23 protein-coding genes are annotated in these 24470 nt (G+C 70.3%); 9 read left to right on the top strand and 14 right to left on the bottom strand.

Annotated elements, in window-relative coordinates:
* Positions 1-252: 252 nt before the first annotated feature.
* Complete coding sequence (locus AIF0345_RS01355) at positions 253-2847, bottom strand: DUF7926 domain-containing protein (RefSeq protein WP_285296900.1); 2595 nt, start codon at positions 2845-2847, stop codon at positions 253-255.
* A 271-nt stretch (positions 2848-3118) separates the two neighbouring features.
* Here AIF0345_RS01355 and AIF0345_RS01360 point away from each other — a divergent pair, with 271 nt between their 5' ends.
* The 5 genes from AIF0345_RS01360 to AIF0345_RS01380 all read left to right on the top strand — a co-directional run bounded on the left by AIF0345_RS01360 (position 3119) and on the right by AIF0345_RS01380 (position 7582).
* Entirely contained in the window at positions 3119-3973 is an 855-nt protein-coding gene (locus AIF0345_RS01360) for a TetR/AcrR family transcriptional regulator (protein ID WP_285296901.1), read from the top strand.
* A complete protein-coding gene (locus AIF0345_RS01365; protein WP_285296902.1) occupies positions 3970-5079 on the top strand; it encodes an ABC transporter ATP-binding protein in 1110 nt (369 codons plus the stop codon). The genes AIF0345_RS01360 and AIF0345_RS01365 overlap by 4 nt, the downstream gene beginning before the upstream one ends.
* Positions 5076-6818 carry a hypothetical protein gene (locus tag AIF0345_RS01370; protein WP_285296903.1) on the top strand — a complete coding sequence of 581 codons (1743 nt, stop codon included), beginning with the start codon at positions 5076-5078 and terminating at the stop codon, positions 6816-6818. The genes AIF0345_RS01365 and AIF0345_RS01370 overlap by 4 nt, the downstream gene beginning before the upstream one ends.
* A gap of 150 nt (positions 6819-6968) precedes the next feature.
* A complete protein-coding gene (locus tag AIF0345_RS01375) occupies positions 6969-7193 on the top strand; it encodes a type II toxin-antitoxin system Phd/YefM family antitoxin (protein WP_268917920.1) in 225 nt (74 codons plus the stop codon).
* Positions 7190-7582: a type II toxin-antitoxin system VapC family toxin gene (locus AIF0345_RS01380; protein WP_268917921.1), complete on the top strand. Its 393-nt coding sequence runs from the start codon at positions 7190-7192 to the stop codon at positions 7580-7582. Before AIF0345_RS01375 ends, AIF0345_RS01380 begins: the two co-directional genes overlap by 4 nt.
* A 69-nt stretch (positions 7583-7651) precedes the next feature.
* On the opposite strand, the gene AIF0345_RS01385 is transcribed toward AIF0345_RS01380, so the two are convergent.
* The 3 genes from AIF0345_RS01385 to AIF0345_RS01395 all read right to left on the bottom strand — a co-directional run bounded on the left by AIF0345_RS01385 (position 7652) and on the right by AIF0345_RS01395 (position 9678).
* Positions 7652-8344 carry an SMI1/KNR4 family protein gene (locus AIF0345_RS01385; RefSeq protein WP_285296904.1) on the bottom strand — a complete coding sequence of 231 codons (693 nt, stop codon included), beginning with the start codon at positions 8342-8344 and terminating at the stop codon, positions 7652-7654.
* Between the two features lie 59 nt (positions 8345-8403).
* The gene (locus AIF0345_RS01390; protein ID WP_268917923.1) at positions 8404-8790 is read right to left on the bottom strand and encodes a hypothetical protein; all 387 of its coding nucleotides are present in this window, start codon (positions 8788-8790) and stop codon (positions 8404-8406) included.
* Positions 8791-8961: 171 nt separating this feature from the next.
* Positions 8962-9678, bottom strand: a complete 717-nt coding sequence (locus AIF0345_RS01395; protein WP_285296905.1) for a GAP family protein — start codon at positions 9676-9678, stop codon at positions 8962-8964.
* Positions 9679-9829: 151 nt separating this feature from the next.
* On the opposite strand from AIF0345_RS01395, the gene AIF0345_RS01400 reads away from it, so the two are divergent.
* On the top strand, positions 9830-10489 hold the full coding sequence (locus tag AIF0345_RS01400) for a TetR/AcrR family transcriptional regulator (RefSeq protein ID WP_285296906.1): 660 nt from the start codon (positions 9830-9832) through the stop codon (positions 10487-10489).
* A gap of 69 nt (positions 10490-10558) precedes the next feature.
* Here AIF0345_RS01400 and AIF0345_RS01405 read toward each other — a convergent pair whose 3' ends face one another.
* The 7 genes from AIF0345_RS01405 to AIF0345_RS01430 form a co-directional block, all read right to left on the bottom strand.
* Positions 10559-12289: a CocE/NonD family hydrolase gene (locus AIF0345_RS01405; protein WP_285296907.1), complete on the bottom strand. Its 1731-nt coding sequence runs from the start codon at positions 12287-12289 to the stop codon at positions 10559-10561.
* Positions 12290-12298: 9 nt separating this feature from the next.
* Positions 12299-12727 carry a CocE/NonD family hydrolase C-terminal non-catalytic domain-containing protein gene (locus tag AIF0345_RS16790; RefSeq protein ID WP_156966826.1) on the bottom strand — a complete coding sequence of 143 codons (429 nt, stop codon included), beginning with the start codon at positions 12725-12727 and terminating at the stop codon, positions 12299-12301.
* A 30-nt stretch (positions 12728-12757) separates the two neighbouring features.
* Positions 12758-13921: a CocE/NonD family hydrolase gene (locus tag AIF0345_RS16795; RefSeq protein ID WP_404975962.1), complete on the bottom strand. Its 1164-nt coding sequence runs from the start codon at positions 13919-13921 to the stop codon at positions 12758-12760.
* Between the two features lie 188 nt (positions 13922-14109).
* Positions 14110-14718: a TetR/AcrR family transcriptional regulator gene (locus AIF0345_RS01415; protein ID WP_285296908.1), complete on the bottom strand. Its 609-nt coding sequence runs from the start codon at positions 14716-14718 to the stop codon at positions 14110-14112.
* Positions 14719-14799: 81 nt separating this feature from the next.
* Entirely contained in the window at positions 14800-15336 is a 537-nt protein-coding gene (locus tag AIF0345_RS01420; RefSeq protein WP_043563807.1) for a NifU family protein, read from the bottom strand.
* A gap of 7 nt (positions 15337-15343) precedes the next feature.
* On the bottom strand, positions 15344-17560 hold the full coding sequence (gene feoB, locus AIF0345_RS01425) for a ferrous iron transporter B (RefSeq protein WP_268917928.1): 2217 nt from the start codon (positions 17558-17560) through the stop codon (positions 15344-15346).
* Positions 17557-17877, bottom strand: a complete 321-nt coding sequence (locus AIF0345_RS01430; RefSeq protein WP_229118571.1) for a FeoA family protein — start codon at positions 17875-17877, stop codon at positions 17557-17559. The genes feoB and AIF0345_RS01430 overlap by 4 nt, the downstream gene beginning before the upstream one ends.
* A gap of 483 nt (positions 17878-18360) precedes the next feature.
* Between AIF0345_RS01430 and AIF0345_RS01435 the strand changes: the two genes are divergently transcribed.
* On the top strand, positions 18361-18930 hold the full coding sequence (locus AIF0345_RS01435) for a VOC family protein (RefSeq protein ID WP_268917929.1): 570 nt from the start codon (positions 18361-18363) through the stop codon (positions 18928-18930).
* Between the two features lie 476 nt (positions 18931-19406).
* On the opposite strand, the gene AIF0345_RS01440 is transcribed toward AIF0345_RS01435, so the two are convergent.
* Positions 19407-19901, bottom strand: coding sequence for an NUDIX hydrolase (locus tag AIF0345_RS01440; protein ID WP_268917930.1), 495 nt, complete (start codon positions 19899-19901; stop codon positions 19407-19409).
* Between the two features lie 653 nt (positions 19902-20554).
* Between AIF0345_RS01440 and AIF0345_RS01445 the strand changes: the two genes are divergently transcribed.
* A complete protein-coding gene (locus tag AIF0345_RS01445) occupies positions 20555-20839 on the top strand; it encodes a putative quinol monooxygenase (RefSeq protein ID WP_268917931.1) in 285 nt (94 codons plus the stop codon).
* Positions 20840-20961: 122 nt separating this feature from the next.
* Here AIF0345_RS01445 and AIF0345_RS01450 read toward each other — a convergent pair whose 3' ends face one another.
* On the bottom strand, positions 20962-21729 hold the full coding sequence (locus AIF0345_RS01450; protein WP_043563800.1) for a type 1 glutamine amidotransferase: 768 nt from the start codon (positions 21727-21729) through the stop codon (positions 20962-20964).
* Complete coding sequence (locus AIF0345_RS01455) at positions 21726-23198, bottom strand: Mur ligase family protein (protein WP_285296909.1); 1473 nt, start codon at positions 23196-23198, stop codon at positions 21726-21728. The genes AIF0345_RS01450 and AIF0345_RS01455 overlap by 4 nt, the downstream gene beginning before the upstream one ends.
* 151 nt (positions 23199-23349) lie before the next feature.
* Here AIF0345_RS01455 and AIF0345_RS01460 point away from each other — a divergent pair, with 151 nt between their 5' ends.
* Positions 23350-23850 (top strand): NTP pyrophosphohydrolase, encoded by a 501-nt coding sequence (locus tag AIF0345_RS01460; protein ID WP_285296910.1) that lies wholly within the window; start codon positions 23350-23352, stop codon positions 23848-23850.
* Positions 23851-24470: the final 620 nt, after the last annotated feature.

Consider the following 24470-nt stretch of genomic DNA (forward strand, 5'->3'; position numbering starts at 1 on the left):
ATGCTGAAGCCCATAATCGCAATCAGGTTCGGGACGGAGCCGTACACGCTGGCGTAACCCGTCGAGCGCAGGGCCGGGATTATTCTGAGCACGGAGAGGGCGGCGAGCGGCACGAGGACGATGGAGAGCAGGAGCTGGGCGAGGCGGCTGCCCCAGCCATTATCCGGGCCGCGACCGGGGGCCCGTCACGCGCGCGAGCGCCGGTGGAGCCCCCGAGGACTCCACCGGCGCTCTTATGCGGGTTGAGCGGAATCAGGCCCGACGGCGCTCGACCAGCAGGACGGCACCGCCCGCGACGGCCGTGGCGGCCAGGAGCGCGATCGACATGCTCGCTCCGGTGCGCGCCAGCGAGCTCCCGCCGTCCGGCGCCGGCGAGCTTGGCGACTCACTCGGCTCATCCGGCGTCGGGGCGGGCGTGGGTGACGGTGGGTCGCTGGGCTCGGGCGTCGGCATCTCGCTCGGCTCGGGAGCCGGCGAGTCGCTGGGCTCCGGCGAGGGGGCCTCGCTGGGCTCCGGCGTCGGGGCGGGCGTGGGTGATGGCGAGTCGCTCGGCTCGGGCGACGGCGTGGGCTCTGGCGTCGGCGTCGGCGTGGGCTCTGGCGTCGGCGTGGGCTCCGGCTCCGTCGGGGTGTAGACATTGGTGAAGAAGGCCTCCACCAGCTGGTCCTTGGGGCCGATCGTCACGGTCTGCGCCTCGGGCGCCTTGAGCGTGTATCCGGGCACCTGCGCGTCGGCCACGTCCTCGGTGATGGTGCAGGAGGTGCCCAGGGGCAGCTGGACGTTGGAGGGCGTGGTGGACCCGTTGCCCTTGGCCTTCAGCGTGCCCTTGGTGGCGTTGGCGTCATTGCAGGTGTAGGTGAAGATGAACTCCTTCTCCGCCAGGGCCGTGTTTTCCGTGTCTCCGGCGGCCTGCTGGTCGTCGGCCGCAGCGCCCGCAGGGTCGCCGGAGGCCGAGACGGGATCGGGCTGCGGCTCCTCCTTGTCCGTCGCGTGCTTGACCACGGAGAAGGTGCCGGTCTCGCGCGAGTAGGTGTTGGTGGCCGTCACCGCGATCACCTCTCCGGCGGCGATGGTCACCGAGCTCTTCGAGAGCGAGGAGACGAGAGAGTACCCGTCCTGCGCGGCCTCGCTGGTGTCCTCGCTGACCTCGCAGGTCGCTCCCTCCGCCAGCTCGGGGCTCGTGACGACGGTCCCGTCGCCGGGGACGCGCAGGACGCCCGCAGCGCCGTTGTCACAGGCGTAGGGGAAGACGAAGGTGGAGCCGGTGAAGTCGCCGTCGCCGCTCACCGTCTTGGCGATCGAGAACCGGCCGGTGCGAGGGGCGGTCTCCTCGGACGTGTTCTTCAGCGTCACCGCGGTCGACTTCTGGTCGGCGATGGTGAGGCTGGACCCGGCCTGATTATCGACCGTGAACTCGGGGCTGCCCCAGGCGGTCCCCTCCGGGGTCGCGGACGCCGTGGAGGTGTCCTCGCTGAGGGTGAGCACGGTGCCGGCGGGGAAGGTCCCCGGGTAGGTGGTCGTGTCTCCGCTGGAGACCTTCAGGACCGTGCGGCCTCCGGTGCGGGAGTCGTTGACGGTGCCGGGGGCTGTCCAGCCCTGGTAGGTGTCGACGGTGGCGCCGCCGGGCAGGGTGTAGTCGACGGCGACGTCGAAGGTCGTGCCGGCGGGCACCTTCGGGGCGCCGGAGCCGGTGAGCAGCTTGGCGACGCTGAAGCCTCCGAAGCCTGGGGCGAGCTTCACGTCGATGGTGAAGGACCTCGTGTAGTACACGGACCAGGACGCCTCCCGGTCGGTGCCCTTCAGGTGGACGTTGTTCTTGTACTCCAGTCCGGGCTGGACCGTCCCGTTCTCGGAGGAGGGCGTCGAGGCGTAGTAGATGATGTAGTTGGTGTCCGCGGCGAAGGGGCCGGTGATGGTGATGGTGGCCCGGTTGCCCTCAATGACGACGTTGAGGTCGAAGTCTCCCTGGGAGGTGTCCTGGTCGGTTCCGGTGGCGTCGGTGACCTGCCCGTAGATGGCATCGCGGGTGGAGCTGGTACCGATATCGAGATGCCACTTCGAGAGGTCCGGGGAGTAGGCGTGACCGGGACTGATCTCGTCAGTGAGGGTGATGGTGGAACGCGTGTGTCCGTCCAGAACGATGGGCGTGCCCGCTCCTGCCAGGACATCCTTGAGCTGGGAGGGGCCGAGATCGACTTCCCAGTCCATCTGCTTCGAGGCGGCGGTGACGTCGAATGCCCATTTGCGCAGGGTCTCAGGCGTGTAGCTGATGCCGCTGTTCTCAGCGATGCGGCCCCCGGGGATCGGCACGGCGGTCTTCTTGCCGTTGGCGTCGATCGTCACCGTGGACTCCTCCGTGGCCTTGGCGGCCACGACCAGCGCGGATCCCCTGCCGTTCAAGCCGTCGAATCCCTGGCCCCGGAGGGTGTCGAGGGCGTCACTGAAGGTGCAGGTGATGGTCTGGTCGTCCATGACGCACTCGCCGATCGTGTGGTCGGCGCCGTTGTAGGTCACCTTCATCGGCTCGGTCAGGCTCTCGCGGTTGCGGAGCTGGCTGGGCAGCGTGATCTGGAAGGACTGCCCGCTCCTGGGGTCCGCGTTGGTGGCATCCCAGGCGAATTTCAGCTTGAGGATGTCATCGACCTTGGTGTTGTTGTAGCTGGGGTCCTCGGCCCCGTTTCCGTTGGAGGACACCAGCGAGAAGTCACTGATCTTGATGTTCTCGTTGACCGCGGCCTGAGCGGATAGGGTCAGCCCGGCCCAGGACGCGACCAGGACAAGTATGAGCACAATCGCGCCGGCAATGACCGACCTGCCGGGGGCGCGCATGCGCGACAAGAAAGACATGGGAGTCCTCTCAGAAGGGGGTAGGGTCTATGCGGGAAGGTGTGAGAAATATCCATCTCATGTGGGGATCGTGGCTTCCCGCATTTCCTGGAGGAGATTAGCAACCCGATGTCGTGCCTCTCAAGAAAGGAGGCCGAATCGTAATGGCTCGATATGGTAACGCAGCGGCCTGTCGGTTCTTCCTGCCTGAGAGCGCGGGCGGCGCCGGGCGCGACGAGGCGGGGCGTGGAGGCTCTTGCGCTATCCTAGACGTTCGTATAGTATCCTAATCATGTGTTCAATTCCGTCGTCTCCGGACCCGGACCTCACCGCCGCCGCCCGCATCCGCAACGCGGCCCTGCGCCGCTTCGCCCGCGACGGCTTCGGCGTAGGCCTGCGCGCCATCGCGGCCGACGCCGGGGTCACCGCCGGGCTCATCACCCACCACTTCGGCTCCAAGGACGGCCTGCGCCGCGCCTGCGACGCCGAGGTGCTGCGCCTGACCATGGAGGCCAAGAGCGCCTCGACCTACTTCGGCGGCCCCGTGGACCTCATGACCCAGATGTCCCAGGTCGAGAAGTACGTCCCGGCCACCGCCTACGCCATGCGCTCGATCGCGGAGGGCGGCGAGCTCGCCACCGAGCTGCTGGACCTCTTCGTCAAGGACGCCGTGTCCTACACGGCCGCCGCCGTCGAGGCCGGGACCATCACCCCCTCCCGCAACGAGGAGGCGCGCGCCCGCTACCTCCTCTACTCCGGGTTCGGGGCCCTGCTGCTCTTCGCCCGCTACGAGGCCTCCGACCCCGGCGACATCGAGTCCGCCGTCGGCGAGTTCATCGACCGCTACGGCCCCGTCACCGCAGAGCTCTACTCCCGGCCCCTGTTCACCGACCCCGGGCTCTACGCCGACTACGTCCGGGTCACCTCGGCCACCTCCCCTGCCGAGGCTCCGGCCGACACCCCGGCCGAGCCCCCGCCGGCCGACACCCCGGCCGAGCCCCCGCCGGCCGACACCCCGGCCGAGCCCCCGCCGGCCGACACCCCGGCCGAGCCCCCGCCGGCCGACACCCCGGCCGAGCCCCCGCCGGCCGACACCCCGGCCGAGCCCCGGACGCCCCGACCAGGCTCGCCCCGGGAGGACTCATGAGCTCCAGCGCACCCGGCGCCGTCGTCGACATCGCGGGCCTGACCAAGACCTTCGGTCGCGGGCGCACCGCCACCCGCGCACTGAACGGCCTGGACCTGGTCGTCGCCCCCGGCGAGGTGGCGGGCTTCCTCGGTCCCAACGGCGCCGGCAAGTCCACCACCCTGCGCATCCTGCTGGGCATGATCCGCGCCGACGGCGGACGCGCCCGGCTCTTCGGCGCCGACCCCTGGGACGACGCCGTCGCCCTCCACTCCCGCCTGGCCTACGTGCCCGGCGACGTCGCCCTGTGGCCGGGGCTCACCGGAGGCCAGACCCTTGAGGCCCTCGCCTCGCTGCGCCGTCGGCGGCGGGACAGGGAGGAGCCCGACGGCGCCGGGCGCGCGGCCGAGGCGAGCAGGCGACGAGACGAGCTCGTCCAGCGCTTCGACCTGGACCCCTCCAAGAAGGTCCGCGCCTACTCCAAGGGCAACCGGCAGAAAGTCGCCCTCATCGCCGCCCTGAGCGAGCCCGTGGACCTGCTCGTTATGGACGAGCCGACATCCGGCCTGGACCCGCTCATGGAGGAGGTCTTCAACCGGTGCGTCGCCGAGGCGGCCGGGCGCGGGGCGGCGGTCCTGCTGTCCAGCCACATCCTGTCCGAGGTGGACCGGCTGTGCGACACCGTCACCATCGTGCGCGCCGGGCGCACCGTCGAGAGCGGGCCCCTGCACCGCATCCGCGGCATGCTGCGCACCCGCGTGCACGCCGTCGTCGAGCGCGACCCGCAGGCCCTGGGCGGGCTCGCCGGGGTTCACGACCTGCGCGTCACCGCCCGGGCGCAGGACGACGGCGGGGGCTGGGAGGTCGAGCTGAGCATCGAGCCGGCTCGCAACGCCGAGGTCATGGAGCGCCTGGCCCCCCTCGGGCTGCGCTCGCTCACCGCGGCCCCGCCGAGCCTCGAGGAGCTCTTCCTGCGTCACTACGAGGGCGCTGGATGTGTCGAGGGCGTCGACGACGGCGCGGCGGCGGGCTCCGCCGGTGCTGCGCGCCCGGCCTGCCCAACCGGTCCGGCCGCTCCCGCTCTCCCAGCCGACCCGGCCGCTCAGGATGAGGAGGCGGCCTCATGAGCGCGAGCCGGGCTGCCGCCCTTCCCCGGGCGAGGGCGCGCGGGGCCGTGATCTCCCCACTGACCCGCCTGGTCCTGTGTCGTGAGCGGCGCAGCATCCTGGCCTGGTCCCTGGGCGGAGGAGTGCTGGCCCTCTACTGCGTGGCCATGTTCAACACCATGTACTCCACCGTCGAGGAGCGCAGGGCCGCCGCCCTGACCTACTCGACTCCCGCGGCCGCCGTCTTCACCGGCCCCGGCTTCGGCATGGACGCGGCCTCCCCCACCATGGGTGCGCTCTTCGCCGCCCAGGCCCTGGGCTGGCTGGCCCTCGTCGCCGCCCTCATGGGAGTGCTCATGGTGATCGCGCGCACCCGCGGGGACGAGGAGGGAGGCCCGAGCGAGCTGCTGCGCTCCGCCCCCGTGGGACGCGGTGAGAGTGCCCGGGCGGCGCTGTGCTCTGCGGGCCTGGCAGCCCTGGTGATGTCGGTGCTGTGCGCCCTGGCCGCTCTGGCAGGAGGCCTGGAGGCGGCCGGCTGCCTGGTGGTGGGGGCCGGGCTGCTCCTCGTGGCCCTGGCCGCGGCCGGAAGCGGACTGGTCCTGGGCGCCCTGGCGCCGTCGGCCCGCTCCGCCCGCGGAGGCGGCCTCATGCTGGTCCTGGCCTGGTTCCTGCTGCGCGGCCTGGGCGATGCCGGGAGCGCAGGCGGCGGTACCGGCGCCGCCGTCTCCCTCCTGTCCTGGCTGACCCCCATCGGCCTCATCCAGCAGAGCCGCGTGTACGTGGACCTGCGCTGGGCGCCCCTGGGGCTGCTGGCCGGCGTCGCCGTCGTCCTCATCGGTGCGGGCCTGGCCCTGCACGCCGGACGCGAGCTGGGCGAGGGGCGGGTCGCGGGCGCGGGGGCCTGGCGCACCCGGCGCCGTGGGCCCGCGGGCGCCCTGGGGCTGGCCCTGCGCACGAGCGCCGCCGCCCGAGGCTGGTGGGTGGTGGGCGGTCTGGCCTTCGGCCTGACCTACGGCGTCTTCGCCCCCACCATCGAGAGCTCCTTCCAGCAGATGGTCGCCGACAACCCGGCCATGCAGGCCTTCTTCGGCGACCAGCTGAGCGTCCAGACCTACCTCGCCATGATCATCCGCTACGGCGGGATCCTCACCGCGGCCTGCGCCGTCGCCCTGGCCGGGGGCGCCGTGGGGGAGGAGGAGCGCGGGCTGACGGCGAGCGTCCTGTCCGCCCCGGTGTCCCGACGCCGATGGCTCGCGGCCCGGGCCGTGGTGGCGGCCGCCGGGAGCGCGGCCATGCTCGCGGCCATCGCCCTGGGGCTGGCGGCCGGCGCGGTTCCCGCTCTCATGGCTCAGGACTCGCCGGCGACTGCCAGGCCCTGGGTGCTGGCCGGCGGCCTTGTCGCCGGGCTGGCGGCCCAGCTGCCGGCGGTGCTCCTGACCGGCGCGTGGCTGCTGGCCCTGCACGCGGTGGTGCCCCGACTCGCCCGGCCCCTGGGGTGGGGCGCCTACCTGCTGGCCCTGAGCATCTCGGTGCTGGGGCCGACGGCCCGGGCCCCACAGCGGCTGCTCGACCTCTCGCCCTTCACGCACGTCCCCCGGCTGCCGGTACCGGAGGCCGGGACTGCCGGGGCGAGCGAAGGGGCGCGACTCCTGCTGGGGGAGGGCGGGCCGTGGATCGGGCCCGCGGTGTGCGCGGCGCTCGCGGTCGTGCTGGTGGCTGTGGCCGACGCGGCCGGGCGCCGTCGGGACCTGACCGCCTGACTCTCTGAGCGCTGGTTCCCTGATTCCTGACCACCCGAGCCCCTTGGCCGAGATCGGTCGATTCCTGTACCGAGATCGGTTCCGGAAAGCGCGAGTCCTGGCTGACCAGGCTGGTTGACCAACATGAACCAGATAGGTGATCATGGCCGCATGAGGACGGTGAAGGTTCAGGAGGCCAAGACCCATCTGTCTGCGCTGCTGAAGGAGGTCGAGAGCGGCTCCACGATCAGTATCGCTCGGGGGAGGCGGACCGTCGCACGGCTGGTCCCGGTTGACGACGGCGAGCGCGAGCTCGGGTTCGGCGGCTATCGGCTGCCTGACTCCTTCTTCGACGAGCTGCCCGAGGAGGAGCTGCGTGCCTGGGAGGAGGCATGAATGGCTACCTGCTGGATACGCACGCCCTGATGTGGGCGATCAATGAGCCTTCCCGTCTGGGGGCTGGTGCTGCCGGGGTGCTGCGCTCGCGGGAGAGCCGTTTGGTGGTGTCCACGGCGAGCGCGTGGGAGCTGTTCACCAAGCACCGTATCGGCAAGCTCCCCGGGGCCGGTCCATGGTTGGACGCGCTTGAGGACCATGTCGCACGGCTTGGAGCAGAAGTGCTGTCGATCGCGTGGCACCATGCTCGTCTGAGCGGTCGGCTGGAGTGGGGGCATCGCGACCCGTTCGACCGCATGCTCGCCGCCCAGGCGATCCGGGAGTCCCTGGTACTCGTCACTGTTGACCCGGCGTTCGCCATGTTCCCGGGACTCACGACCCTCTGGTAGAGGCGTGGCGCGGGCGCCGCTCAGATACAGGCGCGGACGGAGTGTTCGAGCGCGGCCGGACCCGGGATCTCACATGGGCCGGCGGGCGAACGTGTGGAGGAAGTAGAGATCCTCCCCATCCTCGAGCAGTGCGCGGCAGCGTTCCATGGAGCGCTCCATCCACTCCAGGAAGCGTAGGGGCCTGCCGGTGCCGGGGTCGTGCAGGGGCTGGATCCCGAGGTCGTCGGGCAGGTCGTGGGCCCACACAGTCCCGATCGCGGACGGGTCTGCGGCGGTGACCACCAGGATGTAGTTCATGCCGCAGCCGTCGGTCGACAGGGGGACGAACCCGTGATTCACGGCGCCGCTTGAGAGCTGCTCCTCATACTCCTGCCGGTTGCTCTCGGCGATCACCAGGGGGTCGGAGTCGGTATAGGGGAAGGGCAGGTCTGGACGCAGGCCGCCCCCGAACTCGGAGCTCCCCTCGCCCGGCTCCCACACGAGACAGAACGGCCAGTCGCCGCCACGTGTCACCCGTGTCAGAAAGGCCCGGTAGTCCTCGGGAAGGCTCACGCCCAGGCACTGCTCGCACTCGGCGAGCTCGGCGTCCGACAGCGGTGGCCCCCAGTGCGGCTCGGGTTCCTCGGGCACCTCGAGCAGCCTGCGGATGAGCTTGAGCTCAGGCGAGGGCGGTTCGGGCTTGGGGCACGGGAGCTGGGTGATCCCGGCGCTGATCCGCCCCAGGCGGGCCATCAGGTCATTGTCGTGCGAGGTCTCACCCATCGCGCTATGGTAACGGGCTGTGCGGCAGGGGCGTCAGCGTCTCTGAGGCGCGACGGAAATCAGGGGCGCTGGATCGGGACGGTGGTGGTGCTCTCGCTGACCCAGGCGATGGCCACGCCGTGACGCAGGGCCGTGGTCTCGACGGCGGTGCCGGCCTGCTCGGCCCGGCTCCAGGGGAAGGCCATGTAGATGAGGCGGGTCCCGATGGTGTACTCGATCATGCGGTCCTCCAGGCCGGGGTTGGCGTCGAGTTCCTCGTCGGTCAGCGCATCCATATCCGGGAACCGCTGGCGCATGTCCGCGTAGAACGCCCGGAGCTCGGGGGTGGTCACGGCCGGGTCGGAGTAGGAGTGGTCCTCGGGCCAGGCGGACTGCTCCTCCCACCAGGCGGAGAAGTCGGCGTCGGAGACGGCTGCGGGATCGAAGACCAGGATGTCGTAGCTCATGTCGCGAGGCTAATCGGTGCGGGGAATCCCCGGAGTGGCAGAATACGGCCCGTCGAGATTGACATTGTCGTACGAGATAGACGGTGACACCGCCGATCTCGTACGACAATGTCAATCTCGACGCAGGTGGGGCGATAGGCGCGGCTGCGGATCGTGGCCGGCCGGCGCGGTTCACGCCAGGAGGGCGCCCAGGGCGTCCGCCGCCAGGAGGAAGCCCAGGATGCCCATGACCCAGGCCAGTGAATTGGCGGAGTGCCTCTCGATGAAGGCGTTGATCCGGGCCAGGGTCCCATTGAGGCGGTCGCCGACGGCGGCCCGCCCGGTTGTCAGGAGCAGTGCGGGCGCCGCCATGACCGCGACATATGCCGCCAGCACCGCGGCCACCGCCGCTGCGGGCGGCCCGGCTCGGGTGATGAGTCCGATGGCGCCCAGGTAGGGCAGCATGGAGGCCGCCTCGATGAGCCCCGCCACGAGGGCCAGGGCGATAACTGCGTCCCAGCGGGCGCGAGGCCCCAGGACCGTGCCCATCAGGCGGCTCGTCAGGGAGGTGCGGTCCCCGCGCTTGGCGCGCCGTCGTGCCTGGGCCTCCTCGTCGACCAGGTAGCTGCCGGCGACCAGGCCGACGCCGATCGCCAGCTGTACCGCATAGGCGGTGCGCGACTCCAGGGCGTCCTGCAGCCCGGGGGAGGCCGTGATCCGGGTGCCCACTGTCGCCAGCGCGAGCCCGAGCCCCCAGTAGAAGAGGCTGATGGTGGCCAGATAGCCCAGGATCCGGCTGAAGCGCACCCGCGGCTGGAGGAGCATGACCGCGGGGATGGTCAGGGTGCCGGTGCTCGTGGAGTCCAGGAGGGCGAGGCCGGCGAGTACTCCGACGTCGGGAAGGCTCATGCGGGTCCTGTTCTGCGTCTTGGAAGGGGCGGAGGCCCGCGTGTCGGCGGGGGATGTCGCCGGCGCGGCCTCCTTTGCAAGTCAACCGTATGAAATTGAAGCAATACAGTTGACTGAAGTCAAGTTCCGGGACACCTGGTATGCATGTCCCATGCCCAAGAAGGTCGACCACGAGCAGCGCCGCCGGGAGCTGGCGGCCGCCCTGCGGCGCGTGGTCTCCCGTGGCGGGGTCGAATCGGCCTCGATCCGCGCCGTCGCCGCCGAGGCGGGCTGGTCACTCGGGGCGGTCCAGTACTACTTCTCCACCCGCGACGAGCTGCTGCTCTTCGCGGGCCGCCAGCTCCTGGCCGACGCCGAGGCCCGCATCGCAGGGATCATCGAGGCCGCCGAGACCGAACGGACCCTGGCCGAACGCTCATCCGCCCTCGACGTGGCCCTGCGCCTGTGCGAGGAGGCGCTCCCGATCGATGAGCGGCACCGCTCCGAGCAGCTGCTGTGGCTGGCCCTCATGATGCGCAGCATCCGCGAACCCGGCCTCCAGCCATCGGCTGAGATCTCCTGGGATGCGGTGCGCTCGACCGCCCGCATGGCCGTCGCCGCCCTGCTGCGGCGGAGCGACTGGCTGGAGGCCGGCGGTCAGGGCCTCCCGCTGCCCGACGACGTCGCCGAGGCGGCGGCCGCCGAGCTGCACATCACCCTCGACGGGCTCCTCCTTCAAGGCCTCATCTATGCCGAGCGCGATCCCGAGGCCTTGCGGGAGGACCTGCTGGCGACCCTTCAGCGCCTGCGGGATTGCCTGGAACCCGCCTGACCGGTCCCTGCGCGCCCGAGGGCCGAGGGGGAGGGCGATCCCGCAGGGCTCTGGCCGGTCCGCCGTCACTCACGGTTTCAGCACGGGAGCCAACAGGTGCGAGTCGTAGCGGCCGCCCACGTGCAGCACGGTTCGACCCTTGTTGAGGGTTTTCGTGGGAGCCAGGAAATTGAACTCGGGAGACTGCATGTTGTACCCCGCCACCAGAAGCCGCAGCTGCTCGCCCGCATGCCATCGCATCGCCATCGGAGGGATCTCGATCTCCACCGGGACCGTCTCACCACGTCTGAGCCTCTGCTCGCGATCGAAGGGATGGAACGGGACGAAGAGGCTGGACCTGTCGTCATCCACCGCTCGACGCGACGCTCTCAGCACCCCGTGCCCCCACTCGAACTCACCGACCCCATTAGCGTCACCGTAGGGCGCCCCCTTGACGATGACCGGGATGACATTGCCGGCGGCGTCGAGCTTCTGGCACTGAAGGAACAGGTCGATGTCATCAGCGCCGTCTGCCTCCACCCACAGGCGCAGCTTCCAGTGGCCCGCAATAGTGGTGTCCTCCGTGAAGACCATGGTGAACTGTGCACGGGACCTCCCGTCGTCTGCGGTGTAGGCCACTGACGCCTCGGCCGCCTGGGCGTCGCGGCTAAGACCCGCGTTAGCGGTGAGGTACAGGCGAACAGGCTCGGTGCCGGGTGGCGGGAAGCTGTCCGTGACGATATTGGTCTCGTCCTCGCCACCGGGATCAAGAACCGACATGCGAACACGCGGAGTGGATTCCCATCCGTTGTCAACGCCTTTGAGGTAGCGGTCGAAGAACCGCAGGAGGTCCTCCTGGTTGCGGTAGAAGTCGCGCCACTCGTGAATGTTGTGGATGCGCAGCCACTTGTCCTGCACGGTCAGCGCGTTGAAGGCGTGGATCGTTCCTCTCGTGTGGACCTTGTTGGTATAGCTGCTGACCACATAGGTCGGCACGGTGATCCGCTCGACCGCGGCGATCTTGTCCCTCCAGTAGTCGTCCATCAAGGGGTGCCGGTCGACCATCGCCGGCAGGTCCTCGCCGTACTGTCGGCCACGGAGCACGACCGGCACCATTCCGGCGAACTCTGGTGACGGCACACCGCCGGGAGCGACGGTATTCCGGTAGACGTCGGCGAATCCCTCCCACGGGGCCAGGGCCGCCAGGTGGGGAGGCCGCTGCGCACCGATGAACCACTGCGAGATGGACAGCCAGGAGTTCCCGGCGAACCCCACCTTCCCGTTGCTCCACGATTGCTCCGCGATCCACTCCACCAGGTCGTACCCGTCACGTCCGTCCTGGGTCCCCCATTGCGTGAACCTGCCACCGGAGTTGCCGATACCACGAATATCCGGTTGGATCACCGCATAACCGTGGGGCACCCACCATCCCGGGTCGGCCGCCTCGAATTTCTGCAGGCCGGACAGCGCCTGCTCGGGCTTCGCCACGCTGTCGAACGGCTCGGTCTTCCCGTACGGGCTCCAGGCCACAACAGCCGGCACCCGGTCCGCCCCTGTCGGGCGGAAGACGTCGGTGTAGATCGTTGTGCCGTCGCGAAGCCGCACCGGGACATCGCGCTCCACCTGGATATCGACTGGCAAGGGCGATGCCCCCTTGCTCTGCACACTGCCGGCTCTAAGAACCTCACTGGAGTAGTGCGGGGCCTTCTTGGGACGCCGGAGCTGAATGCCCACCACCCCGTCGGTGACCGAGTGTCGGCGCGTCGCCATGTACGCCTGCATCGCCAGACGGATGGCACGATTCTTGATCTTCTCCAGCATGATGCTCCTTCAGGATCCGGGCGCGAACGGCAGCAGCAGGTGCGAGTCGAACTGACCACCGGTATGGATGATGTGCGTGCCGCGGTTCTGGTTGTCCGCCTCCGGAAGGCCAGCGAGGTTGGGACCGCGCATGTTGAAACCGGCGATCTGGAGACGGAGCTGCTCGCCGCGGTGGAATCGCAGCCCGGTCGGCCACAGGGAGATGTCCACCGGGACGATCTGGCCGGGGGCGAGCTTCTCGGAGCGCGTCATCGCATGAATCGGCAGGCCGGTTGTGGACAGCCCGTGGTCGAGGGCCCGGAGCGACGCCCTCTGCCGTCCCCACGGGCCGTTGTAGCGGGAGCTCGCTGGCATGCGCCGGCTCACCGGCTTCAGGTCGGCCGCGGCCAGGAACGCCTTCTTGGCCGGATCCGGCAAGGGGATGACGATATGGCTCAACGGCTTAGCGTCGGCGTCGAGCTTGCGGACTCAGACGTGGATATCGGCATCGTCGTGGCCCTCGGCCTCGACCCACAGGCGCATGCTGACGTGCCCGATGATCTCGGCGTCGTGGTCGAACCGGTAGGTCAGGGCGGCGACGGAGCTGTTGTCGTCCGCGATGTAGCGCACAGTGCTCTCCGCCTCGGGGAGCGCGTCCACCAGCGAGCCGGTGGCGCCGTCCAGGTACAGGGCGCGGTGCCGGGCCTGGGGCGGCGGGAACTCGCCGTACGCGCGGTTGACGGTGTCCTGTCCGCCGGGGTCGAGGACGGAGAGCCGGACACGGGGCGTGGCCTCCCACCCGTTGTCGACGCCCTTGAGGTAGTGGTCGAAGAAGCGGCGCAGGTCGGCCACGGATTCAGGCGAGTAGTAGTCCGGCCACTCCATCGTGTTGTGCACTCGAAGCCAGCGCTCCTCGGTGCGGAGGCGCTGCCACGCCTGGAGCGTGCCCCTGGAGTGGACCGGGTTCGTCCAGCTCCCCACCACATAGGCCGGGACGCCGATATTCTCCACCGCGGCGATCTTCTCCGCCCAGTACTCGTTGAACAGCGGGTACCGCTCCAGCATCGCGGGAACGTCCTCAATGCGGCCCTGGCCATACGTCTCGAAGATAATGGACTCATTGAAGGCGGTGTCGGGGATGCCCCCGATGCACACCTCATTGCGGTACATGTCGATGAGCGCCTCCCACGGCGCGATGGCGGTCAGGTGCGGCGGGCGCTCGGCGGCGATGAACCACTGGAGGATCGACAGCTGGGAGTTGCCGGTAAAGGCGAACCTGCCGTTGGACCACTCCTGCTCCGCCGCCCATTCGACGAAGTCGTAGCCGTCCCGGGCGGACTGCTTCCCCCAGAACAGGTAGTCCCCACCGGACTTGAACACTCCCCGAATGTCCGGCGTGAGCACCACGTACCCGGCATCGCACCAGTAGCCCGGATCAGGGGCCTCGAATGACTCCCACCCGGTCGTGGCGCTCCGGGGGATGCCAGACCGTGCGGGGATCTGCCCGACGGACTGGCTCCCCGAGAGCTTCCCGTAGGGGCTCCACGCCGTGACCACCGGCAGCGGGCCGTCCTGATCCGCAGGCCGGAACACGTCGGTGTAGATGATCGTCCCGTCCCGCATCGGCACGGCCACGTCGCGCTGCCAGATCATGTCGCAGGGGACCGGCCTGTGCCCCCGGGACCTGACTGATCCCCTGACGATCTGCTCCACTCTCCCCGCCTGAAAGCCGGGGTAGCCGGCCTTCGGATCTGTAATCGGCGATATGGGGCGGAAGATCTTCTCAATGCCCTGCGGTGCTGATACGACGCTCTCGGTCATGTACTGGCCTCCGTGTCGTTCTATTCGTTGGCGGTTCCCGTCAGTGCGGGCAGCATGATCTGATCGACCAGGCCGATGATCTGGTCCTCGGAAAGCGGGCCATCACCGAGCAGCGCCATGTTCATGACGATGGCGCCCGGGACTCGAGCCAGCAGCTCCGGGGCGCGGGTCGAGCGGAGCTCTCCGCGGAGCACGCCTCTGTCGATGACGCGAGCGAATGTATCGTCCGTGGTCCGTCGCAGAGCGTCACTGAGACGCTGCGACGGAGCCCGATGAGCATCGTCCGCCAGGACGAGACCGGCCAGGACGCGCGCGTGCGTCGGCGTCAAGGCGGCCACGATGGAGCGAACCGATTCAATAAGGTCGCCTCGGAGCGATCCGGTGTCGGCCGGTTCGGACTCGATCGCCTTCATCTCGCGATCGACAACGGCGGTCAGAAGCGCCTCCTTGTCGCGGTACCGGCGATACACCGCGGGCGTGGTCGTGCCTGCGCGCCTGGCGACCTCGGAAATCGACATCGCCTCCTGCCCCACCTCGGCCACCAGCTCGAACGCGGCCGCCAGCAGGCGACGGTTCACCTGCTCGCTCTGCGGTCTCCCCCGGAGCCGGGGCCCGGTCGTTCCACCCATAAAATTACGATATAGCATCGTAACGTTCGGTGCAGGCGGGCCCGCATTGAGACCAGTTCGGGAGTGAACCGATCTCGGCCGTCACTCCTCGGCGCGGCGGACCTCCACCAGCCAGGGGCAGCGGCGGCGCAGGAGGTGCTCGAAGCGGGCGTGCATGGTGATGACGGCGGCCGGGCAGTCGTCGCACGCCCCCTCCAGGCCCACCTCGACGACGCCGTCGTGCACGCTGCGCACCACCAGCGCCCCCCCGTGGCTGCGGGCGAAGGCGCCCACCGGGCCGTCGGCGATCTGCCTGGCTGCGGCCTCCAGGACCTCGTCGGGGCCGACGTCGTGCGCCCCCGCCACGCCCCTCCAGGAGCGGGGCGCCCCCAGCGCGTCCACGAGTGCGGTGCGCACCCGAGCGCCCTCCCGGCGCCAGCTGCGGCCGTCGCCCAGCAGGGTGAGGACGGCGCCGTCCTCGACCTGGACGGCGCTCAGGGTGCCGTCGTCGAGCAGCCCCTGGAGCAGCGCCGGGGCGTGGGCCACCCCTCCGGTGAAGGGCAGCAGACCATCGGGAACCACCCACCGCAGCACGTCGGGGTCCGGCGTGGTCAGCGGGTGCGTGGGCACAACGGGCACGGCGGCCTCACATGAGCATGGCGACGACGACGCGCGTGAGCGCCGCCATCACCCAGGCGGTTGCGAGCATGTAGCCGTAGGCGATGAGCGGCCACTTCCAGGTGCCGGTCTCCCGCCGCATGGCCCCCGCCGTCGCCATGCACTGCAGGGCGTAGACGAAGAACACGAGGATCGATGCCACGGTGGCCGGGTTGAACAGCAGGTCCCCGGCCCGGTTCGTCACCGTGTCCTCGCGGAAGGTCATGGTCTGCAGGTGGGAGGTCGGCTCGTCGGGGTCCTCGGCGGCGGCGATCTGCCCGAGGGTCGCCACGAAGGTCTCGCGCGCCGCCAGAGAGGACAGGATCGCCACATTGATGCGCCAGTCGTAGCCCAGCGGCTCGAAGACCGGCTGCACCACCTTGCCGACGGCCGCGCCCCACGAGTTGTCCATGGTGTAGGAGGTCTTCTGGGCCTCCAGGAGCTTGTCGAGCTCCTCGGAGTCCGTGACCGTCTCGCCGTCGTCGTTCGTCACGGTCGACGACGACGGGTCGTCGGCGGCCGCGGAGATGGCGGCGCACTCGGGGGTGGCGGCGCAGTAGGAGTCGAACTGGGCGTCGGAGCGCATGGGCACGTTCAGCAGGACCCACAGGATGATGGTGGTCGCCGTGATGATCGTGCCGGCCTTCTTGGCGAAGCCCTTGCAGGCGTCCCACACCATGACGGCCACGGTCTTGGGGCGGGGCAGGCGGTAGGGCGGCATCTCCATGTAGAAGGGCAGGAGGACCCCGCCGCGGTCGGTCAGGCGCTTGACCACCCAGGCGGCGATCATGGCCGAGACCGCGCCCAGCAGGTAGAGGGCGAACATGATGGTGCCGCGCGCGCCGAGGGGGCCGATCTTGGCGTCGTCGTCCACGAGCAGGGAGATCATAATGACGTAGACGGGCAGGCGGGCCGAGCAGGTCATCAGCGGCGCCGCGAGCATGGTGGCGACCCGGTCCTTGGCGCTGGGCAGGGTGCGGGTGGCCATAATGCCCGGGATGGCGCAGGCGAAGGACGACAGCAGCGCCACGAAGGCCCGTCCCTCCAGGCCCGCCCGGCTCATGATCCGGTCCATGAGGAAGGCTGCGCGCGACATGTAGCCCACGCCCTCCAGGAGGGCGATGACGAGGAACATGATGATGATCTGGGGGATGAAGGTGAGCACCGAGCCCACGCCGCCGATGAGGCCGTCCCCCAGCAGGCCGGCCAGGAGCGGGTGGGAGTCGTCCAGCAGGTTGTGGACCACCCCTCCCAGCGCGGTGAAGGCGCCCTCAATGCCGTCCTTGAGCGGCTCTGCCCAGGAGAAGATCGCCTGGAAGAAGAAGAACATGATGGCGAAGAAGACGATGCTCCCCGCCACCGGGTGCAGCAGGACCCGGTCGATGGCCGCCGTCGTGCGGTCCTCGTGGGGCGGCTGGAAGTCGGCCGCCTCCAGGATCGAGTCCGCCCAGGAGGCGAACTCGGCGGCCTCCGTGGGCGGGGCGATGGGGGATGTCGGCCAGGTCGCGGTGCTGGCCAGGCGCTCGCGCAGCTCGGGGATCCCGATGCCGCGGTTGCCCAGGACACGCACGGCCGGGACTCCCAGGGCGCGGCCCAGGGCCTCGACGTCGAGGTGCCCGGCCCGCTTGGTCAGCTCGTCGGTCATGGTGACGGCCAGGCAGGTGGGCAGGCCCAGCTGGAGGGCCTCGGCCAGGAAGGCCATGCCCCGGCGCAGGGTCGTGGAGTCCAGGACGACGATGAGGGCGTCGGGCGCCTTGACGGAGGAGAGCTGGCCGTCCAGGACGTCGCGCACGATCCGCTCGTCGGGGCTGATGGGGTCCAGGGAGTAGGCGCCGGGCAGGTCCTCGATCGTAATGGTGTTGGTGGCGCTGCCCTCGGGCAGCTTGCAGGTGCCCAGGGAGCGCGAGACCGTGACCCCGGGGTAGTTGCCGGTCTTGGCGCGCAGGCCGGTCAGGGCGTTGTAGATGGAGGTCTTGCCGGCATTGGGGGCGCCCGCCAGCGCGGCGCGGGGCGCGGAGGCGTCGACCGGCCCGGAGGCTGAGCCGCAGTGGCAGGAGGGGCCGGCGTCCGCCGATGCGACCTGCGAGTGGGTCGAGCAGGGGCAGTCCGGCGCGTGCTCGGACGCGCGGCCCGGGCGCTCCTGGACCCCGGTGCCGCCGGACGGCGAGCCGGCGTCGGTCAGGGGCAGAGGCTCGTGGTCGCTCATCGCTCAATCTCCTCGACCTTGACAATGCTCACATCGGCCTTGCGCATGCTGATCTCGTAGTCCGCCACCCGGAAAAGGAACGGGTCGCCCAAGGGCGCACGGCGCAGGACCTCGACGGTACGGCCGGGGATGAAGCCCAGGTCCGTCAGACGCTGCGCCAGCTGTGGTCCCCGATCAGTCTCGATGGCGAGGATGCGTGCGCGCTGCCCGGGGCGCAGCGATGCCAGTGTCGGTGGTGACTGCGGTGATGACGTGACCTCCTGGTGATGCGTGTCGGTGGTGGTCGGTTTGGTCTGTGGCGCAGTGGCAGCAGTCACGATGCTCCTCGGGGTTGACGTCACACGGGGTGTCCCGCACATCACTATTTAGGTTAGCCGTTCCTACTTGACAATGTCGACATATGAGTATTAGGCGTGCCTTACCTTTCTGACCGATCGGGTCCGGGCGCGTGCGGCTGGGCGCCCGGAGGCCCGGCCCCGTCGCCTCGCCGCCCCCTCGTCCGCGTCCGCCGCCCCTCGTCCGCCGCCCTCCATCGGCGGGCACTCCGCCGGCGAGGGGCTCGCCGCCCCCGCGTCCGCGTCCGCCGCCCCCGCGCCCCTTCGCCGAGATCAGTTCACTTCCGCGTCGAGATCGGTTCATGGCGTCTGCCGGATGCCCGCCGGGCACCGCTGCGCCCAAGAAGCACCGGCGTCGCGTCCCGGCCCCGTCTGGGGCGGATGCTCTCCCGCTCGGCGAGGCGGTCGCGCATCCTGTCGGGCTCGCCTTGACCCTGACCCTGCGTGAGGGCGGAGTCTGAGCGCATGAACGACTTCTTCAACGCCTTCGAGGTGAGCCCGGTTCCCGCGCCCACTGAGGACGCCCAACCGCCTGAACCCTTTCGTGGCATCTACGGCATGCCGATGTTCGCGACCGTCTCGGCGCAGGACCTGGCGCGTTCGGTGGAGTTCTGGACCGAGGGGCTCGGGTTCTTCGTGCTGTTCAGCATTCCCGGCAAGCTCGTGCACCTGCGTCGCTGGGCCTTCCAGGACGTGCTCCTGGTTCCCGCCGGCGAGGAGGCGTCGTCGTCGCCGTCGTCAGTGCCCGCTGCTCCGGCCGATCCGGCCGTGCACCCGGATCCTGCGCTGACCGTCAGTCTCGCCTGTGTACTGAGCCAGGTCGAGGCGGCTGCCGAGGCCTGCGAGCGGCTTCGACCGGGATGCGTGCAAGGGCCCCGAACCGCCCTGTGGGGCTCCCGGGAGATCGAGGTGACCACACCCGAGGGCGTGCGCGTCATCCTCACCGCCGCCAGGCCTCTCGACCCGCACAGCGAGCAGGCCGGCTATATGGAGCGCATCGGGATCCGAGTCCCCCGGGCGCCCGAGGAGTCCTAGATGCGTGAGTCCGCCAGAGTGCGAGCCGGGCAGAGTGGGCGGCGGGCCCCGACGTCAACGGAGCCTCGTCGCGTGAACGTGCCTTTCTCCCGATCTCCTGAGACATCACAGCCGGTCTGATGCCCGCCGGGCGTCGCTGCGCCTCGGAAAGTGATCATCCCACGCACTTTTAGTCTCCCTGCCGCTCGGCCCGCACCACCAAACAGCGGAATCACGCCAGTTCTCGCCGCACCCGCGGCCGCCGAGCGGGTTAAAAGTGCGTGGGATGATCACTTTTCCCACCCCGGTCCAGTGAAGGCGACAGCCAGACGCCCGCAAGACTCCGCGGACCGCACTCAAGCCGGAATACGACCGATCTCGACGAAGGGGAGCCGCAGGGGCCGGTCGAGGAGGGCCCGGCCCGCCCACCACCCCCGGAATCAATCACCCAGGCGTTCGGCGCTTCCGGTGGGTGCGCCACGGGTCGCCGTCGCCGCTCAGGACTGGAAGCGCGCCCCCGACGTCGGGTCGGCCAGCCAGGCCAGGGCCGCCCGGATGCGGGAGGGAGTGGAGACCGACAGGGGCTCCGGAAGCGACTCGGGGCGGAACCAGCCCACCTGCGTCGACTCGTCGTCGGCCACGTGGGCGCGCGACGCGGTGCCGGGGCGCGGCCGCCCCACAAAGTTCATGTCCATGAAGACGCAGTTGTCCCCGTTGGGGAAGGTCATTGGCCTGCCCGCACCCACGCTGGCGAGGGCCAGGATCTCGACGTCCACGCCGGTCTCCTCCAGGCACTCGCGGCGGGCCGCTATCGCCGGCTGCTCGCCGGGCTCAGGGATGCCGGAGACCACGGCCCACTGGCCGCTGTCGGCGCGCCGCCCCAGCAGGAGGCGGCCGGAGTCGTCGACGACGACGATGCTCACGCCGGGCAGCCACAGCTGGTCGTGGCCGATCTTCTGCCGCAGGGACACGATGAACTCGGGGGTCGCCATGACCCGAGCCTAGATGATGACTCTGGGGCTGGGCGGGGAGGCTCTCTTGGCTCGGTCCCGCGGTCTCCGCCCCCTTTCGTCGAGATCGGTCGTATTCCGGCTCGAGATCGGTAGATCTCCGTGCCGAGATCGGTTCAAGGGGCTGAGCGGGTCCCGTCGCCTCTCGCGCGGTCCTACCTTTAACGTACGACCGCGCGACCTGGGGTGCGACCGCGAGGTGCGGGCAGAACCAGTCGGCTCTCCGGGCCCCGGAGGGCTCTTGGAGGGTCGGCTCGGCCGGAAAAGGTGGTTCCTACGCACTTTTGAGGTGACCGGTGCTGCCGTACTCGATGAGGATCGGCGGGATTCCGCGGTTCTGCAGCGGGACGGCAGCGCGGACCAGTGCTAAAAGTGCGTGGGACCCACCTTTTTGAGGGGCCGCAGCCCCAGCGGGCGCCGGGCCGGCGCCTCGGACCGATCTCGAGCCGGAAATGAACCGATCTCGGTGCGGAATACGACCGATCTCGACGAAGGGCTGCGAGGGACGGGAGCGCGAGCGGCCGCAGCAGAAGCCCGGCGCCGTAATGGCTCCCGCCCGCATGCTCCTGACCCCGATAGCATCGGGAGCGCCACGACGCCGAGAGCGTCGCCGGCAGACCGGACCGAGGAGTCTCATGATCACCATCGTCGCCACCTTCACCGTTCCCGAGGCCAATCGCGGGCGTTTCGCCGAGCTCGGCCGACGCCTCGTCGCCGGCAGCCTCGCCGAGACCGGCAACATCTCCTACCAGCTCGTCGTCGCCCGCGAGGACGCCGGCGCCTTCGCCTTCATCGAGGGCTGGGCCGACGACGCCGCCATTGACGACCACAACGGCTCCACGCACTTCACCACCCTCATCCCGCAGCTGGTCGAGCTCTCCAGCGGCGACCCCGTCATCACCCAGTACGAGGCCGTCTGAGGGGTCGGCCGGGCCCGCCGCGGGCGCGGGGGCGGGCAGATGGGCACGCACTCACGAGCACTGAGTTTCCCGGGCCCGCCGCGGGCGCGGAGGCGGGCCTCAGCGGGGCCGGCTCGGGAGCCTCAGCGGGGCCGGCTCGCGGCGACCCTGCGGGCCCGCTCGGCCCAGGCGTCGGCGCGCTCGTCCAGGCCGCCACCCTCCCACGTCCCGCCGGCGTGCTCGACGGCGCGGGCCAGCAGCCAGTCGGCCACGGCCGGGTTCTTGGGCAGCAGGGAGCCGTGCAGGTAGGTGCCGATGACATGGTCGGCGCGGGCCCCCTCGGTGCCGTCCTTCCCGTTGTTGCCGTCGCCGGAGCGCACGCGCCCGAAGGGCGTGACCCCGGGCGCCAGCGTCGTCAGGCCGGAGTGGTTCTCATAGCCGACGATCCGCCCGAACGCCTTCGACTCCAGCGTGATGTTCCCGATCAGCCGCCCCCTGCCGGCCACGGTCTCGGCGTCGAGGACCGAGATGCCGGGGATCTCATCGCCGGTGCCCGTGACGAAGCGGTGCCCGAAGAGCTGGTAGAGCCCGCAGATGACGAGCATGGGCACGCCGTCGGCGGCCCAGGCGCGCAGCTGCGGGCCGCGCTCCACCAGGTCGGCCTTGATGCGCTCCTGCCCGGAGTCCTGCCCGCCGCCGCCCACGAGGAGGTCGACGTCGTCGGGGAGCTCGTCGCCCGGGTCGTAGGAGAGCAGGTCGACGTCGTACCCCGCCCACTGCGCGCGACGGGCCAGGACCAGGGTGTTGCCCCAGTCGCCGTAGATGTTCATGTCGCGCGGGTAGAGCTGCAGCAGGCGCAGGCGCCCGCGGGCGGCGCCCTCGGTGGCGTGCGGGTAGGTCGGCTCGCTCATGTCAGGGCCTCCTCGACGTCGGTGAGCTCGGCCAGGTGGGCGCGCAGGGCGAGCATGGCGGTGTAGGTGGTGAAGATGCGCATGGGGCGGCCCGCGCCGTCGTCGGCGGCGGAGGCGGCTCGACGCAGGAGCGCCACGGCCCGGGTCAGGTCGGGCTCGACCGTGCCGATGGGCACCTCGTCGTAGCGCAGCCGCAGCGCCATGTCCCAGGCGCGCACCCCGGTGACCACGGCGACGCCCTCGTCGCGCAGGCCCGCGAACTCGACGTCCCACAGCCAGGACATGTCGCGGCCGTCGGCGTACTCGTCGTTGATGGCGATCATGACCGACTCCGGGCCGCCGGCGCGCACGGCTTCGGCGGCGGTGAGCAGCCCCATGCGGAAGCCAGCGGGGTTCTTCACCAGTGAGAGCTGCACGTCGCGGCCGTCCAGGGTGAGGACCTCGCCGCGCCCGAAGGCCGCCTGGACGCCGGCGAGGGTGGTCAGCAGGCCCGTCAGGTCGGCCCTGTCGCCCAGCGTCTCCAGGGCGACGGCGAGGGCCGCGCAGGCGTTGAGCTGGTTGTGGATGCCGGGGATGGTGAAGGCGATGTCGTGGTCGGCGCCGTCCACGCGCACGACGGCGTCCTGGCCGCTCAGGGACTGCAGGCTCACGCGAGGCGCTGGGGGCGTCGAGGTCTCGGGCGCGGCCGGAGCGGCGGCCGACGTCGTGGAGCCGCCGGGCCCGGATTGACCAGTCTGCTCGGCCTCGGCCTCCTCGGCGCGGTCGGCTCCGGCCCGGGGGGCCTCACGACGGGCCTCCTCGGCCTGCGCCGCCCCGGTGCGCAGGTCGTCGTCGGAGACGAACAGGGAGCGCAGGGCCGGGCCGGCGCCGAAGGAGGCGACGCGGACGGCCAGGTCCCCGGTGAAGGCCTCGGAGCCCAGGCGCGGGTCGTCGGCGTTGACGACGACGGAGCCGGTGGTCGCCAGGGCGACCTTGTGCAGGAGGGAGGCGGTGTAGTCGATCTCGCCGAAGCGGTCGAGCTGGTCGCGCATGACGTTGAGCAGCAGGGCGTGGCGGGGCCTGATGAGCCGCACGAAGCGCACCGCGTGCGCCTCGTCGAGCTCCAGGACGGCGACGTCGTGATCCAGGCGGCCGCCCGCGTCGACCTCGGTGAGCAGCGAAGCCAGCACCCCGCGCACGAAGTTCGACCCGGACCGGTTGGTCAGGACCCTCAGGCCCTGCTCGCGCAGGAGCTGGACAACCATCTTCGTCGTCGTCGTCTTGCCGTTGGTGCCCGACACGACGACCACGCCCATGGGCAGCTGGCCCAGCGTGCGGGCCAGGAAGCCGGGGTCGATCTTCTCGACGACGAGGCCGGGCAGCGCGGTCCCGCCTGAGCCGCCGCCGCGCAGGCGGGAGACCCGGCGGGCGGCGCGGCCCAGGGCCACGGTGACGCGGGAGCGCAGGGACGCGGCGGGGGAGAGGTCCATGGGTGCGGCTCCTGCGGGTCGACAACGGGGCGGCGCTAGTCTAGGGCCACCCGCGGGCGGGCGCGTCGTCCGTGCGGCCTGCGGTCCGGGTCTCGGCCCGGCCGCACTGTCGTCTTCGCCCCGGCGGTCCGCGGATGGGAAGCGAGAGGTTATGGCCAGGAAATTCGTCACATGGACCGTTGGGACCGAGGCGGGGCACAGTGAGGGCTTCGACTGGGAGCAGACTCCCGAGTCGGTGCTCGCCGAGCTCACCCGCTACCTGACCGATCCCCGCGTCCTGAGGGACAACACCTTCTTCTCCTGCGGGGTGTGGGCCCTGCCCGAGGGGGCCGACAACCTCACCGAGGTCGACGCCGATGATCCGGCTCGCGCCAGCTACCTGCAGGTCGGCGGACGCTGCACGGATCTGACCCTGGAGATGCGGGTGGCCGATGAGGAGGGGCACGTCCACTACACCGTGGCCCGCGAGCCCGTCCAGGATCCCGATGCCTGGACCGAGCTGTCCTGGATCATCGGGAAGGAGTCCACCTACACCACGAGGCTGCACCCCGAGGAGATCATGACCGGCGAGCAGGCCGTGCCTTTCTTCCGCGACTACGTCCTGCGCGGCGCCCTGCCGAGCCCCGAGCTCCTGCGCCCCATTGACGTCTGAGCCGGGCACTGGGCTCCCGCAGCCCCTTTTCGTCGAGATCGGTTCACGCTCGCCTCGGTATCGGTGGGTCACCGATGGGGAATGGGGGATGCAGCAGGGTGGCCAGAGCTGTCGCAGTCCGGGACAAACGGGATCCTGCGGTCCCGCGCATCGTGAGAGAGCCGCGTGATTTCGACGGTCGGGTCGAGGTGTCCGGAGGCTGTCCAGGCATTTCTCCCAGGAACTGGGCATTCGACCGCTTCCGGGGACGGGTTGTGGTCTGGCGCTGTGTACGAGACGGGGCCGCGGCTGCTCTGAGATCGCTCTGAGGGGCTGCGCAGAAGGGTTGCACGTGGGAGAGAAGGGCCCCACCAGGATGAATGTCGATTTTCCGCATGATTCCGCGATTCTCTGACGCACGTCGAGGTTGGTCGCCGGCTCCCATGTGCGCATAGGGGGGGGTCTGTGCACACGGGAGCGCGTCGACCAGTCTTGACAATGCGGGCAGATTCGCAGAATCCCAACGAAAACTCGTTCCCATCCCGTCGGACCGCCTCTCTCCCATGTGCGGCCCGCCTCCGCGCGGACAGGGGGCGCGTTGTCCTCGCCGTCGCCACCCTCGCCCATGCAGCCCGCCTCCG

The organism is Actinomyces israelii (assembly GCF_030253495.1).
GTDB classification, from domain to species: Bacteria; Actinomycetota; Actinomycetes; order Actinomycetales; family Actinomycetaceae; genus Actinomyces; species Actinomyces israelii.